This window comes from Paenibacillus sp. PK3_47 (assembly GCF_023520895.1).
GTDB lineage: Bacteria > Bacillota > Bacilli > Paenibacillales > Paenibacillaceae > Paenibacillus_AQ.
This window is the reverse complement of sequence record NZ_CP026029.1, coordinates 2,095,972-2,110,542: the sequence shown is the minus strand read 5'-3', so window position 1 is coordinate 2,110,542 and position 14,571 is coordinate 2,095,972. Positions and strand designations below refer to the sequence as shown.

Genomic DNA, 14,571 nt, shown 5'->3' with positions numbered 1-14,571 from the left:
GACAAGATAGTATGAAAAATGATATACTCTAATTCCTGTGCAAGACACGAAACGTTGAATTGCCGGGAGCAAGTTCTTTGAAAACTGAACAAATGGAACACGTTAATTTTTACAAAGATTCATTGAATGAATCGTCAGTTTCAAAATGAGCTATCGCTCTTTTCAATACTAATTGGAGAGTTTGATCCTGGCTCAGGACGAACGCTGGCGGCGTGCCTAATACATGCAAGTCGAGCGGAGTTATGATGGAGCTTGCTCCGGATTAACTTAGCGGCGGACGGGTGAGTAACACGTAGGCAACCTGCCCCATAGTCTGGGATAACTACCGGAAACGGTAGCTAATACCGGATAATTTCTTTTTTCTCCTGAAGGAAGAATGAAAGACGGAGCAATCTGTCACTACGGGATGGGCCTGCGGCGCATTAGCTAGTTGGTGAGGTAACGGCTCACCAAGGCGACGATGCGTAGCCGACCTGAGAGGGTGAACGGCCACACTGGGACTGAGACACGGCCCAGACTCCTACGGGAGGCAGCAGTAGGGAATCTTCCGCAATGGGCGAAAGCCTGACGGAGCAACGCCGCGTGAGTGATGAAGGTTTTCGGATCGTAAAGCTCTGTTGCCAGGGAAGAACGTCCGGTAGAGTAACTGCTATCGGAGTGACGGTACCTGAGAAGAAAGCCCCGGCTAACTACGTGCCAGCAGCCGCGGTAATACGTAGGGGGCAAGCGTTGTCCGGAATTATTGGGCGTAAAGCGCGCGCAGGCGGCGATTTAAGTCTGGTGTTTAAACCTTGGGCTCAACCTGGGGTCGCACTGGAAACTGGATCGCTTGAGTACAGAAGAGGAAAGTGGAATTCCACGTGTAGCGGTGAAATGCGTAGAGATGTGGAGGAACACCAGTGGCGAAGGCGACTTTCTGGGCTGTAACTGACGCTGAGGCGCGAAAGCGTGGGGAGCAAACAGGATTAGATACCCTGGTAGTCCACGCCGTAAACGATGAGTGCTAGGTGTTAGGGGTTTCGATACCCTTGGTGCCGAAGTTAACACAGTAAGCACTCCGCCTGGGGAGTACGGTCGCAAGACTGAAACTCAAAGGAATTGACGGGGACCCGCACAAGCAGTGGAGTATGTGGTTTAATTCGAAGCAACGCGAAGAACCTTACCAGGTCTTGACATCCCTCTGAATCCTCTAGAGATAGAGGCGGCCTTCGGGACAGAGGAGACAGGTGGTGCATGGTTGTCGTCAGCTCGTGTCGTGAGATGTTGGGTTAAGTCCCGCAACGAGCGCAACCCTTGACTTTAGTTGCCAGCAGGTAAGGCTGGGCACTCTAGAGTGACTGCCGGTGACAAACCGGAGGAAGGTGGGGATGACGTCAAATCATCATGCCCCTTATGACCTGGGCTACACACGTACTACAATGGCCGGTACAACGGGAAGCGAAGCCGCGAGGTGGAGCCAATCCCAGCAAAGCCGGTCTCAGTTCGGATTGCAGGCTGCAACTCGCCTGCATGAAGTCGGAATTGCTAGTAATCGCGGATCAGCATGCCGCGGTGAATACGTTCCCGGGTCTTGTACACACCGCCCGTCACACCACGAGAGTTTACAACACCCGAAGTCGGTGGGGTAACCCGCAAGGGAGCCAGCCGCCGAAGGTGGGGTAGATGATTGGGGTGAAGTCGTAACAAGGTAGCCGTATCGGAAGGTGCGGCTGGATCACCTCCTTTCTATGGAGAATTGTTTCCTGCAATGGAAACATTCAAATCGGAAGCTAAGCTTCCACAATAACGTGTTCTCATTTGTTCAGTTTTGATGGAATTTGCGGGGCCATAGCTCAGCTGGGAGAGCGCCTGCCTTGCAAGCAGGAGGTCAGCGGTTCGATCCCGCTTGGCTCCACCAACAAACTTCATCAATATGTATTTCCTTGATCCTTGAAAACTGGATACCGAAACGAATTTGCGTTTTAGAACATTCCTTTAAGCTGAACTTGTGTAAACAAGTGAAGATTTAATAGCGATGCTGAAAGCGAAGGTTTTCGATTGTGCAGCGACTTTTGGCTTTGAATATTCTAGCGTACGGAGTGATCCGGACGCGCTATTCAAAACAAGATGAGCAAACAAGCGAAACACCGTAGCGTTGGTTAAGCTAATAAGAGCACACGGAGGATGCCTAGGCGCCAGGAGCCGACGAAGGACGTGGCGAACAACGAAACTGCCTCGGGGAGCTGTAAGCAAGCTTTGATCCGGGGGTGTCCGAATGGGGAAACCCGGCTGTGGTAATTCGCAGTCACTCACATCTGAATACATAGGATGTGTTGAGGCAGACCAGGGGAACTGAAACATCTAAGTACCCTGAGGAAGAGAAAACAATAGTGATTCCGTCAGTAGCGGCGAGCGAACGCGGAACAGCCTAAACCAAGGAGCTTGCTCCTTGGGGTTGTGGGACGTCTCACATGGAGTTACAAAAGGTTAGGTTAGGCGAAGAGGTCTGGAAAGGCCCGCGATAGAGGTAAAAGCCCTGTAGCCAAAAGTTTAACCCCTCCGAGACGGATCCCGAGTAGTGCGGGGCACGTGAAACCCCGTATGAATCCAGCAGGACCATCTGCTAAGGCTAAATACTACCTGGCGACCGATAGTGAATCAGTACCGTGAGGGAAAGGTGAAAAGCACCCCGGAAGGGGAGTGAAATAGAACCTGAAACCGTGTGCTTACAAGAAGTCAGAGCCCGTTTTATGGGTGATGGCGTGCCTTTTGTAGAATGAACCGGCGAGTTACGTTTAACATGCAAGGTTAAGGTGAGAAGCCGGAGCCGCAGCGAAAGCGAGTCTGAATAGGGCGATTGAGTATGTGGACGTAGACCCGAAACCGTGTGATCTACCCCTGTCCAGGGTGAAGGTGCGGTAACACGCACTGGAGGCCCGAACCCACGTACGTTGAAAAGTGCGGGGATGAGGTGGGGGTAGCGGAGAAATTCCAATCGAACTCGGAGATAGCTGGTTCTCCCCGAAATAGCTTTAGGGCTAGCCTCGGTGAATGGAGTGGTGGAGGTAGAGCACTGATTGGGTGCGGGGCCCGCAAGGGTTACCAAGCTCAGTCAAACTCCGAATGCCATTTACTTCTTGCCGGGAGTCAGACAGTGAGTGCTAAGATCCATTGTCAAAAGGGAAACAGCCCAGACCATCAGCTAAGGTCCCCAAGTGTGTGTTAAGTGGGAAAGGATGTGGAGTTGCACAGACAACCAGGATGTTGGCTTAGAAGCAGCCACCATTGAAAGAGTGCGTAATAGCTCACTGGTCGAGTGACTCTGCGCCGAAAATGTAACGGGGCTAAACACACCACCGAAGCTATGGCTTGATGCGTATGCATCAGGGGTAGGGGAGCGTTGTGTATACGTTGAAGGTGTACCGTAAGGAGCGCTGGAGAGTACACAAGTGAGAATGCCGGTATGAGTAACGAAAAGATCAGTGAGAATCTGATCCGCCGAAAGCCCAAGGTTTCCTGAGGAAGGCTCGTCCGCTCAGGGTAAGTCGGGACCTAAGGCGAGGCCGACAGGCGTAGTCGAAGGACAACAGTTTGAAATTACTGTACCACCGTAATCCGCTATGAGCGATGGGGTGACGCAGGAGGGTAGTGACGCGGACTGATGGATGTCCGTCTAAGCAGTGAGGCTGGTGTGCAGGCAAATCCGCGCACCGTTAAGGCTGGGCTGTGATGGGGAGCGAAAATTACAGTAGCGAAGGTCATGATCTCACACTGCCAAGAAAAGCCTCTAGCCAGGAGAAGGTGCCCGTACCGCAAACCGACACAGGTAGGCGAGAAGAGAATTCTAAGGCGCGCGGAAGAACTCTCGTTAAGGAACTCGGCAAAATGACCCCGTAACTTCGGGAGAAGGGGTGCCTCGGTAGGGTGAATAGCCCGAGGGGGCCGCAGTGAAAAGGCCCAAGCGACTGTTTAGCAAAAACACAGGTCTGTGCGAAGCCGCAAGGCGAAGTATACGGGCTGACGCCTGCCCGGTGCTGGAAGGTTAAGGGGAGTGGTTAGGAGCAATCCGAAGCTATGAACCGAAGCCCCAGTAAACGGCGGCCGTAACTATAACGGTCCTAAGGTAGCGAAATTCCTTGTCAGGTAAATTCTGACCCGCACGAATGGCGTAACGACTTGGGCGCTGTCTCAACGAGAGATCCGGTGAAATTTTAATACCTGTGAAGATGCAGGTTACCCGCGACAAGACGGAAAGACCCCATGGAGCTTTACTGCAGCTTGATATTGAATTTGGGTACGATCTGTACAGGATAGGTGGGAGCCGTAGAAGCAGGAGCGCAAGCTTCTGTGGAGGCGCCGTTGGGATACCACCCTGATCGTATCTAGGTTCTAACCTGGTACCCTAAGCGGGTACAGGGACCGTGTCAGGCGGGCAGTTTGACTGGGGCGGTCGCCTCCTAAAGAGTAACGGAGGCGTTCAAAGGTTCCCTCAGAATGGTTGGAAATCATTCGAAGAGTGCAAAGGCATAAGGGAGCTTGACTGCGAGACCTACAAGTCGAGCAGGGACGAAAGTCGGACTTAGTGATCCGGTGGTACCGCATGGAAGGGCCATCGCTCAACGGATAAAAGCTACCCTGGGGATAACAGGCTTATCTCCCCCAAGAGTCCACATCGACGGGGAGGTTTGGCACCTCGATGTCGGCTCATCGCATCCTGGGGCTGAAGTAGGTCCCAAGGGTTGGGCTGTTCGCCCATTAAAGCGGTACGCGAGCTGGGTTCAGAACGTCGTGAGACAGTTCGGTCCCTATCTGTCGTGGGCGCAGGAAATTTGAGAGGAGCTGTCCTTAGTACGAGAGGACCGGGATGGACGTACCGCTGGTGCACCAGTTGTTCCGCCAGGAGCATGGCTGGGTAGCTACGTACGGACGGGATAAGCGCTGAAAGCATCTAAGCGTGAAGCCCCCCTCAAGATGAGATTTCCCAACTAGTAAGACCCCTTGAAGACGACGAGGTAGATAGGTTGGAGGTGGAAGTGCAGCAATGCATGGAGCTGACCAATACTAATCGGTCGAGGGCTTATCCAAAAAACTAACACACAAATTCGTTTCGGATTCAGTTTTCAGGCGATCAAGCCTGTACGCAACGAAATTCATTCACACAACTGTGATGAACGTAATTTCTAGCGCCAGCGTTTGTTTCACAAACGCATGTTTGGTGGCGATAGCGGAGGGGTTCCACGCGTACCCATCCCGAACACGACCGTTAAGCCCTCCAGCGCCGATGGTACTTGGACCGAAGGGTCCTGGGAGAGTAGGACGCCGCCAAGCGCTTAAGACCACTGTTGAGTTATCGACAGTGGGCTTTTTGCGTTTGTCAGGGTTGTGAATATCTTGTGGATAAACTCTCGTATTTACAGTTGAATTACGCACATGTGGGTACTTTTTAAGATTTAATATATCTCTTCCGGTTGTGGATTAAGGCATATTTAGAATGATTCGTCAAGGAAAAAACTTAGAAATACACGGTTTTTGTGGATAATTTGTGGAATATGTGGACAAAATACAGGGGAATGTGGATAACTATGCAGGGGCCGGAGGATCTATCCTTCGGCTTTTTTATTTTTCTTATATGAGTTGTGGATAAGTGGGAATAAAAAATGTGATTGAAAGGAAAGTTGGCATATACACAGCCGGGCTTGTTATACTCTCGTTGTGGACTATTAATCCTTTTGATGAGGTGAGTTTGTGGAAATAAGGCAATTACAAGCAGATGAATTTGAAGCCGGCCTCCGTTTATCGGAGTATGCTTTTCAGTACAAAGTATCCGCTGAAGACAGGGTGGAGAAAAAAAAGAAATTTAAACCGGAGAGAGTATGGGGCATATTTGAAGACGGAGAACTGGGGGCCCAGCTGACATTACTTCCGCTTCACCTATATGTGCAGGGTAAGGCTATTCCCATGGGGGGAATTGCCGGGGTGTCCACGTGGCCTGAGAACCGCAGGCAGGGTCTTGTGGCCAAGCTGCTGACCCACACTTTGCAAACGATGAATGATTCCGGTCAGGTGCTGTCTTGTCTGCATCCGTTCCTGATCCCTTTTTACCGCAAATTCGGCTGGGAATTGTATTGTGAATATAAAAGCTACAACATTCCGGTAGCTAAGTTTCCGCTAAAAACAGAAATACAAGGCAGTGTACGCCGTGATTATGCAGAACTCGAGGTCCTTGAGCATTTATACAGCCAGTTTGCTTCCGCTTATAACGGAACGCTTGCGCGTGACCAGGAGTGGTGGAGGAACAATGTGCTGGATGAGGACATGCATCACTGTGTTTTTTATGCAGAGTCAGGGGAACCGGAAGGGTATGTACTGTATAAAATAGCGAACAAGGAACTGGTTATCGATGAGTTTGTCTACTTGAATGAGACTGCCCGCAGGGGATTGTGGACTTTTCTCGGCAACCATGATTCCATGGTTGCAGGGGCATCCCTCAAGTTAGTGCCGTCTGACGATATGCTGCCTTTCCTGTTACCGGATCCGCGGATTAAGCAGGAGAGTTATCCTTATTTTATGGCGCGTATAGTGAATGCCAAGTCTTTCGTGGAGAATTTCGTCTTCAACAACGGGGGGGCTGTCCGGAGCTGGACGCTATCGCTTGAGGATAAGCATGCTCCCTGGAACAACGGGGTATGGAATTGGACAGTGAACGCAAGAGGTGAGGCATCCTTAGAGCAAGCAGATACTGAAGTCTCCCAAGCTGACCTGAGCTGCAACATTGGTACGCTGACTGCATTGATGCTGGGGTATAAGCGCCCTGCGGATCTGCACCGTCACGGCCTTCTGACCGGCAATCCGGAAGCTGTTGATTGGCTCGAGCAGATGTTGCCGCAGGCCAAGACTGCATTAATCGATTTTTTCTGATACAGTATAAAGCTCTTTCGTTCACAAGGTGGCCGGAAGGGCTTTTTTTGACGCCGCAGAAATTTTAAAAAGCTAATGAATCAGCCGGTTTTCGGAATACAATGCATCTAATAAGTAAAAAATAAGAGTGGGCACTTGGAATTCAGTGAGAATATGGTATAATATTAATAAAGTCAAAGAAAGTCAAAGTCAACGCATGCCGCAAGTGATGCTTTTAATGGACAGTGTCATAAGGATGGCCGCCCCGGGATTCGCGTTTCTGCTCTTGGGTTAAGTTCATTAGAGGTCACCGCCGGACGGATGCACAGCAGGAAGAACTATACAGGACTACACACTGGAGGATGAGTGATGCGCAATATCTCTGATATTATCGAACAATATCTGAAGAATATTTTGCATGAAAGTCCCGAAGGTACAGTGGAAATTCAGCGCAATGATCTGGCGGACCAGTTCTCATGCGTGCCGTCACAGATCAATTATGTTATCAGCACACGTTTTACCTTGGAAAAGGGCTATATAGTGGAGAGTAAACGCGGCGGCGGGGGCTATATCCGGATTCAGCGTTTCGAGCTGCCCCAGAATGTAGCGCTCTATGCCCATCTTAAATCCACTATCGGAAACGACATTGATCAGAATTCCGCTGAAGGTCTGATTTATCAGCTGGAGGAAGCCCGGTTTCTAACTACACGTGAAGCATGTCTCATGCGCGCCGCTGTTTCCCGGGACTGCCTGACGGTTAATCTGCCGTACCGGGATGAGATCCGTGCCAAGATTATGAAAGCTATGCTAATCTCTTTGCTCGGCAAATAATCTCTAACGTAAGGGAGGGACACCGCTTATGCTTTGTCAGGAATGCGGCGTCAAACCGGCGACTCTTCACTTTACCAAGATCGTGAGCGGGGAGAAGACGGAATTTCATATTTGCGAAAGCTGTGCCCGGGAGAAGGGCGAGATGATTCCCGGTACTGCAGGAGGCTTTTCCATTCACAGCCTGCTGTCCGGCCTGCTGGATCTTGAAGGTGCCGGCAAGGAGAAAACAGCAGCAACGAAGAATGCCCAAGGATTACATTGTGAGAATTGCGGAATGACTTATTCCCAGTTCAGCAAGCTTGGACGTTTCGGCTGCAGCTCCTGCTACAAATATTTTGACAGCACGCTGGATCCTCTGTTCAGACGGGTGCACGGCAGCACTGGCCATGTAGGCAAGCTCCCCAAACGGGCCGGAGCACAGATTATGTGCAAACGGCAAATTGATGAGCTGAAGCAGGAATTACAGCAGAGTATTGTGCAGGAGGAATTTGAAACTGCCGCAGAGCTGCGGGATCAGATCCGCAAACTTGAAAAAGAAATGGCACAAGAGTAAAGTCTTTCATATATAAGGGGGATACGACATGTCAAATCTCCGTTTTACCGAACAAGCGCTCAGCAACTGGATGCGCTGCGGCGGCAGCCATTCAGAGATCGTTATCAGCAGCCGGATGCGTATCGCCCGGAATCTGGAACATCTGCCCTTTCCGCTTTTGGCATCCGCCGAACAGGCGGAGGAAGCGCTGGATCAGCTTGCACCCGTGTTTCAAGGGGAGGCAGCCGCAGATTACGGGGTTTTCCATCTGCTGAAGCTGGATGAGTTAGATGAGCTTGATAAAAGAGTGCTGGTGGAAAAGCATCTCATCAGCCCGAATCTGGCCAATGACTCACGCGGCGCAGCCGTCATTCTGAATGAGGACGAGTCGGTCAGCATTATGATTAACGAAGAGGATCATCTGCGGATCCAGTGTCTGTTCCCCGGATTACAGGTTAGAGAAGCCTGGGAGAGAGCCACAGCCATCGATGATGTTTTTGAAGCCTCGGTCAATTATGCCTTTGATGACCGCAGAGGGTATCTGACCAGCTGTCCCACCAATGTGGGAACCGGCTTACGGGCTTCAGTAATGCTGCATTTGCCGGCACTGGTGATGACCCACCAGATCAACCGTATTTTAACCGCAGTGAACCAGGTCGGCCTGACCGTTAGAGGAATTTACGGTGAAGGCAGCGAAGCAGTAGGGAATATCTTTCAGATTTCCAACCAGATTACACTCGGCCAGACGGAGAATGAGATTATTGAGAATCTTCACGGTGTAGTCACCCAGATCATTGAGCATGAACGGAATGCGCGGGAACGCCTGCTGGCGGATTCAGCCCTGCGGATTACTGACCGGATCAAGCGGTCTTACGGGATTTTGTCCTATGCAGCCGTTATGGAGCTGAAGGAATCGGCGCAGCGTTTATCCGACTTACGGCTGGGTGTGGATCTTGGCATTCTGGAAGGCCCTTCGATCTCGGTGCTCAATGAGCTGAACGTTAAGACACAGCCTGGTTTCCTGCAAAAAATGTTCGGCGACGAGCTTTCGGCCACTGAACGTGACATGTACCGGGCGAAGCTGCTCCGGGAGACACTGGGATCACAACATTAATTTATAGATATTTATTATTCGTGGAGGTGCAGGAGATATGATGTTTGGAAGATTTACGGAACGCGCACAAAAAGTATTGGCGCTGGCACAAGAAGAAGCAGTCCGTTTGGGACATAACAACATTGGTACTGAACATATTTTGCTCGGTCTGATTCGCGAAGGAGACGGCATTGCCGCCAAGGCCCTAATCGGATTAGGCCTCGGTCTGGAGAAGATTCAGGATGAAGTAGAGACACTGATCGGCAGAGGACAGGAACAGCCAACAAACATTGCATATACTCCTCGTGCCAAGAAAGTTATTGAGCTGTCGATGGACGAAGCCCGCAAGCTGGGGCATACTTATGTCGGCACAGAGCATATTCTGCTCGGACTGATCCGTGAAGGTGAAGGCGTGGCAGCCCGTGTGCTTAACAACCTGGGTATCAGCCTGAATAAAGCCCGCCAGCAGGTGCTGCAGCTCCTGGGCAGCAGTGAAGCTTCTTCCAGCCACAGCGGTACGCCGGCAAATGTCAGCACACCGACGCTGGACGGCCTGGCGCGCGACCTGACCGCGTATGCGAAGGACGGTAACCTGGACCCTGTTATCGGCCGCAGCAAGGAAATCGAGCGTGTGATCCAGGTGCTTAGCCGCCGGACCAAAAACAATCCGGTACTGATCGGTGAACCGGGGGTTGGTAAAACGGCCATCGCCGAAGGTCTGGCCCAAAAGATTATCAACAATGAAATTCCGGAAACACTGCGTGATAAACGCGTTATGACCCTTGATATGGGTTCAGTTGTAGCCGGAACGAAATACCGCGGTGAATTTGAAGACCGCCTCAAAAAAATCATGGATGAGATTCGCCAGGCAGGCAATATCGTGCTCTTCATCGATGAGCTGCACACCCTGATCGGTGCCGGCGGAGCGGAAGGTGCGATTGACGCCTCCAATATCCTGAAGCCTGCACTGGCCCGTGGAGAGCTGCAGTGCATCGGCGCCACAACCCTGGACGAATACCGTAAATATATTGAGAAAGACGCGGCACTGGAGCGCCGCTTCCAGCCGATTACGGTAGACCAGCCTTCACCGGAGGAAGCCGTACAGATTCTCTATGGGCTGCGTGACCGCTATGAGGCCCATCACCGCGTGAAGATTACGGATGAAGCGATTGTAGAGGCTGTGAAGCTGTCCGACCGTTACATTCCTGACCGCTTCCTGCCGGACAAAGCGATTGACCTGATTGATGAAGCAGGCTCCAAGGTAAGGCTGAACTCTTATACAATTCCGCCAAATCTGAAAGAGCTGGAAATGCGTCTGGATGATATCCGCAAGGAGAAGGATTCCGCCGTACAAAGCCAGGAATTCGAGAAGGCGGCTGCGCTCCGGGATACCGAGCAGAAGATCCGCGAAGAGCTGGATACAACCAAAAACCAGTGGAAAGAGAAGCAGGGCCGTACCGATTCTCAGGTAACTCCCGAAGATATCGCACAGGTTGTTGCCAGCTGGACCGGCATCCCGGTCAGCAAGCTGAAGGAAGAGGAGACCGACCGTCTGCTCAACATGGAGGCTCTGCTGCATGAACGTGTAATCGGCCAGGATGAAGCCGTTAAGGCTGTCAGCCGGGCTCTCCGCCGGGCACGTGCGGGTCTTAAGGATCCTAAGCGTCCGATGGGCTCCTTCATCTTCCTCGGCCCAACCGGGGTAGGTAAAACCGAGCTGGCGCGCGCGCTTGCCGAAGCGATGTTCGGCGACGAGAATGCGGTTATCCGTATTGACATGTCGGAGTACATGGAGAAGCATTCCACCTCCCGTCTTGTCGGGGCGCCTCCAGGATATGTCGGTTATGAAGAAGGCGGACAGCTGACCGAGAAGGTTCGCCGCAAACCGTATTCCGTAGTGCTGCTGGATGAAATCGAGAAGGCACACCCTGAAGTATTTAACATCCTGCTGCAGGTGCTGGAAGACGGACGTCTGACCGACTCCAAAGGCCGCGTGGTTGACTTCCGCAATACGCTGATCATTTTGACCTCTAATGTAGGGGCACAGGCGATCAAGAAGAACTCGACCCTCGGATTCACAGCGGTACAGGATGCGGGAGCGGATTACAGCAATATGAAGGGCAAGGTCATGGAGGAGCTGAAGAAGAGCTTCCGTCCTGAGTTCCTGAACCGGATCGATGAGATCATTGTCTTCCACTCTCTGGAAGAGAAGCATATTGCCGAAATCGTGACGCTGATGTCCGACGAGCTGCGCAAGCGGCTGCGTGAATACAATGTCGACTTTGAGCTTACAGAGGGCGGTAAAGCCTTCCTGGCCAAAGAAGGCTACGATCCGGCCTTTGGTGCACGTCCGCTGCGCCGGGCGATTCAAAAACACATTGAGGACCGTCTCTCTGAAGAGCTGCTGAAGGGCAATATCAAAAAGGGCGATTCCCTCAAGATTGATCAGGTGAACGGTGAGCTGGTAGTGACTACCGTGGATGCACCGGTATCGCTCGAAAAAGAAGCAGGAACCGAATAATATACACGTTCTTGAAACAATGCTTCCGCTCCTCCGTATAGAGGGGCGGGGGCTTTTTGTTTTACTTGCTTACCTTAGGGTTAATTTTTCACCGTTTCAGGCAGGTTAATGGTATCCGTCCAAAAGTAGATCTGAAGTGACCTTTCGTTAAAGGTGCAGAAATGGTAAACTTTAAGAGGAGAAAATTATCCGCAATTTAAGCAAGTTCGGACGGTAAGGAGACCAAATGGCTAAAGCAAAAACAAAATTTTTCTGCACCGATTGCGGTTACGAATCCCCAAAATGGTTCGGGAAATGCCCGGGCTGCCAGGCGTGGAACACCATGGTGGAGGAAACGGAAAGCGTAGTCAAAACACAAGGGATGAATGCACCTATTTTTCAGAGTAAAGAAAAGGCGCAATCGATCATAAACATAGAAAGTGACAAAGAGCCGCGAATATTGACAGGCATCGGAGAGCTTAACCGGGTTCTCGGCGGAGGCATTGTCCCCGGCTCGCTTGTACTGGTAGGAGGCGATCCCGGTATCGGGAAATCCACCCTGCTGCTGCAGACCTCACATGCGCTGACCACTCAAGGATTGCGTGTATTGTATATTTCCGGAGAAGAATCTGTGCGTCAGACCAAGCTTCGCGCTGACCGCCTCGGGGCGTTGTCGGGTGAATTATATGTATTATGCGAGACCAATATGGAAAGCATCGAGGAAGCAATTGAACAGATTCAGCCCCAGTTTCTCGTCATTGACTCTATTCAGACTGTCTTTATGCCTGAAGTGACCAGTGCTCCGGGCAGTGTAACACAGGTGCGTGAATGTACAACCCGGTTTATGCGCATCGCCAAGATTCGCGGAATAGCCACTGTGCTGGTAGGCCATGTTACCAAAGAAGGGGCAATTGCCGGTCCGCGGATGCTTGAACATATGGTGGATTGTGTACTTTATTTTGAAGGGGAACGCCACCATACGTACCGGCTGCTCCGTGCGGTCAAGAACCGTTTCGGGTCCACCAATGAAATCGGCATTTTTGAAATGGGTGAGATCGGACTTACAGAGGTGGAGAATCCTTCAGAGCTCTTCCTGTCAGAGCGGCCGCTCGGTGTAGCGGGATCTGCGGTAGTGGCAAGTATGGAGGGTACACGGCCGGTGCTTGTGGAGCTTCAGGCATTGGTTGCCGCGACCCATTTTCCCTCTCCGCGCAGAATGTGCACAGGGATGGATCACCAGCGGATGGCGCTGATTATCGCAGTTCTGGAGAAGCGGATGGGCCTGTTCCTGCAGAATCAGGATGCTTATCTGAATGTTGCCGGGGGCGTAAAGCTGGATGAACCGGCCATTGATTTGGCTGTAGCCGTCAGTATCGCCTCAAGCTTCCGTGATATCTCAACCAAACCGTACGATGTTTTCTTTGGTGAGGTGGGTCTCACAGGTGAGGTCAGAGGCGTGTCGCGTGCGGAAACACGGGTTAAGGAAGCAGCCAAGCTCGGCTTTCGGAGAGTGATTATGCCTGAGAAAAGCATGAAGGGCTGGAAGCATCCGCAGGATATCCAGATTATCGGCGTCAGCACTGTAGCAGATGCACTAAAGGTCGCGTTAGATTAGGGGGCAAAGGGACATGAAAGAACACAGTCAGTTAGAAAATATGAATGATCTGCTCAGACTGGCGGCACCCGGCACACCCTTCCGGGAAGGGCTGGAGAATGTGCTGCGTGCAAAAACTGGGGCGCTGATCGTTGTCGGATACAGTCCGGAAGTGATGGAAGTTGTCGATGGAGGCTTTTCCATTAACTGCGATTTTTCGCCAAACTATTTATATGAGCTGGCCAAAATGGACGGTGCCATTATTCTGAGCGAGGATCTGAAACGAATTCTGTATGCTAATACACAGCTTATTCCTGACTCCTCCATCTCTTCGATCGAGACAGGGATCCGTCACCGTACAGCTGAACGGGTTGCCAAGCAGACGGGCAAGCTGGTCGTATCCATTTCGCAGCGCCGGAACATTATCACACTGTACCAGGGCTCCATCCGGTATGCGCTCAAAGAAATCGGGTCGATTCTGGCCAAGGCCAATCAGGCTATCCAGACACTGGAGAAATACAAAGCAGTGCTCACCCAAGGCCTGACCAATCTGTCCGCTTCCGAATATGAAGGGATTGTCACTGTAGCTGAGGTAGTGGGAGTGATTCAGCGGGTGGAGATGGTGCTGCGGATTAAGATGGAAATCAAACGCTACATCAATGAGCTGGGGAATGAAGGCCGGCTGATCAGTATGCAGATGGAAGAACTGGTGGGAAATACAGAGGAAGAAGCATGGCTTCTGTACAGAGACTATGCAAGAGAAGAGGAAGAGGACAAAATCCGCGAGATCATTGCCGGACTCAAGCGTGCGACAGATGATGAGCTGATGGACGATAATCATATTGCCCGTCTGCTTGGATACTCTTCAACAGCCATTACTTCAGAGGAACTTATTACCCCGCGCGGATACAGGCTGCTTAACAAAATTCCGCGTCTGCCGAATGTGATCATTCACAATCTGGTGGAGCGGTTTGAAATGCTGCCTAATCTGATGACCGCGAGCATCGCGGAACTGGATGAGGTGGACGGCATCGGCGAGGCCCGGGCCCGCAATATTCAGGATGGTCTCAAACGTCTGCAGAAGCAAGTTCTTATTGACAGGCAAATGTAAATCACATACAATCACGTAATGTTGATTACCTTTA

The 14,571-nt window shown here is 51.4% G+C and carries 7 protein-coding genes, 1 tRNA gene and 3 rRNA genes; all 11 read left to right on the top strand.

Annotated features, from left to right (window positions below):
• The first annotated feature begins 169 nt into the window (after positions 1 to 169).
• Positions 170 to 1,725 (top strand): 16S ribosomal RNA (locus C2I18_RS09620).
• Between the two features lie 96 nt (positions 1,726 to 1,821).
• A tRNA-Ala gene (locus C2I18_RS09615) sits at positions 1,822 to 1,897 on the top strand.
• A 239-nt stretch (positions 1,898 to 2,136) separates the two neighbouring features.
• Positions 2,137 to 5,064, top strand: a 23S ribosomal RNA gene (locus C2I18_RS09610).
• A 126-nt stretch (positions 5,065 to 5,190) separates the two neighbouring features.
• A 5S ribosomal RNA gene (gene rrf, locus C2I18_RS09605) occupies positions 5,191 to 5,307 on the top strand.
• The 16S, 23S and 5S rRNA genes sit together here with 1 tRNA gene alongside, the layout of an rRNA operon.
• Positions 5,308 to 5,724: 417 nt before the next feature.
• The gene (locus C2I18_RS09600; protein WP_249900967.1) at positions 5,725 to 6,897 is read left to right on the top strand and encodes a GNAT family N-acetyltransferase; all 1,173 of its coding nucleotides are present in this window, start codon (positions 5,725 to 5,727) and stop codon (positions 6,895 to 6,897) included.
• Between the two features lie 348 nt (positions 6,898 to 7,245).
• The gene (locus C2I18_RS09595) at positions 7,246 to 7,707 is read left to right on the top strand and encodes a CtsR family transcriptional regulator (protein ID WP_249900966.1); all 462 of its coding nucleotides are present in this window, start codon (positions 7,246 to 7,248) and stop codon (positions 7,705 to 7,707) included.
• Between the two features lie 28 nt (positions 7,708 to 7,735).
• Positions 7,736 to 8,260: a protein-arginine kinase activator protein McsA gene (gene mcsA, locus C2I18_RS09590; protein ID WP_249900965.1), complete on the top strand. Its 525-nt coding sequence runs from the start codon at positions 7,736 to 7,738 to the stop codon at positions 8,258 to 8,260.
• 28 nt (positions 8,261 to 8,288) lie between these two features.
• Entirely contained in the window at positions 8,289 to 9,353 is a 1,065-nt protein-coding gene (mcsB, locus tag C2I18_RS09585; RefSeq protein ID WP_249900964.1) for a protein-arginine kinase McsB, read from the top strand.
• 37 nt (positions 9,354 to 9,390) lie between these two features.
• A complete protein-coding gene (clpC, locus tag C2I18_RS09580; protein WP_249900963.1) occupies positions 9,391 to 11,853 on the top strand; it encodes an ATP-dependent protease ATP-binding subunit ClpC in 2,463 nt (820 codons plus the stop codon).
• A gap of 226 nt (positions 11,854 to 12,079) precedes the next feature.
• The gene (gene radA, locus C2I18_RS09575) at positions 12,080 to 13,447 is read left to right on the top strand and encodes a DNA repair protein RadA (RefSeq protein WP_249900962.1); all 1,368 of its coding nucleotides are present in this window, start codon (positions 12,080 to 12,082) and stop codon (positions 13,445 to 13,447) included.
• A 13-nt stretch (positions 13,448 to 13,460) separates the two neighbouring features.
• The gene (gene disA / locus C2I18_RS09570; protein ID WP_249900961.1) at positions 13,461 to 14,537 is read left to right on the top strand and encodes a DNA integrity scanning diadenylate cyclase DisA; all 1,077 of its coding nucleotides are present in this window, start codon (positions 13,461 to 13,463) and stop codon (positions 14,535 to 14,537) included.
• Positions 14,538 to 14,571: the final 34 nt, after the last annotated feature.

Excerpts from the sequence above, each read along its gene's own strand:
- mcsB (WP_249900964.1), top strand. The coding sequence starts at position 8,289 with ATGTCAAATCTCCGTTTTACCGAACAAGCGCTCAGCAACTGGATGCGC.
- C2I18_RS09595 (WP_249900966.1), top strand. The coding sequence starts at position 7,246 with ATGCGCAATATCTCTGATATTATCGAACAATATCTGAAGAATATTTTG.
- clpC (WP_249900963.1), top strand. The coding sequence starts at position 9,391 with ATGATGTTTGGAAGATTTACGGAACGCGCACAAAAAGTATTGGCGCTG.
- disA (WP_249900961.1), top strand. The coding sequence starts at position 13,461 with ATGAAAGAACACAGTCAGTTAGAAAATATGAATGATCTGCTCAGACTG.
- radA (WP_249900962.1), top strand. The coding sequence starts at position 12,080 with ATGGCTAAAGCAAAAACAAAATTTTTCTGCACCGATTGCGGTTACGAA.
- mcsA (WP_249900965.1), top strand. The coding sequence starts at position 7,736 with ATGCTTTGTCAGGAATGCGGCGTCAAACCGGCGACTCTTCACTTTACC.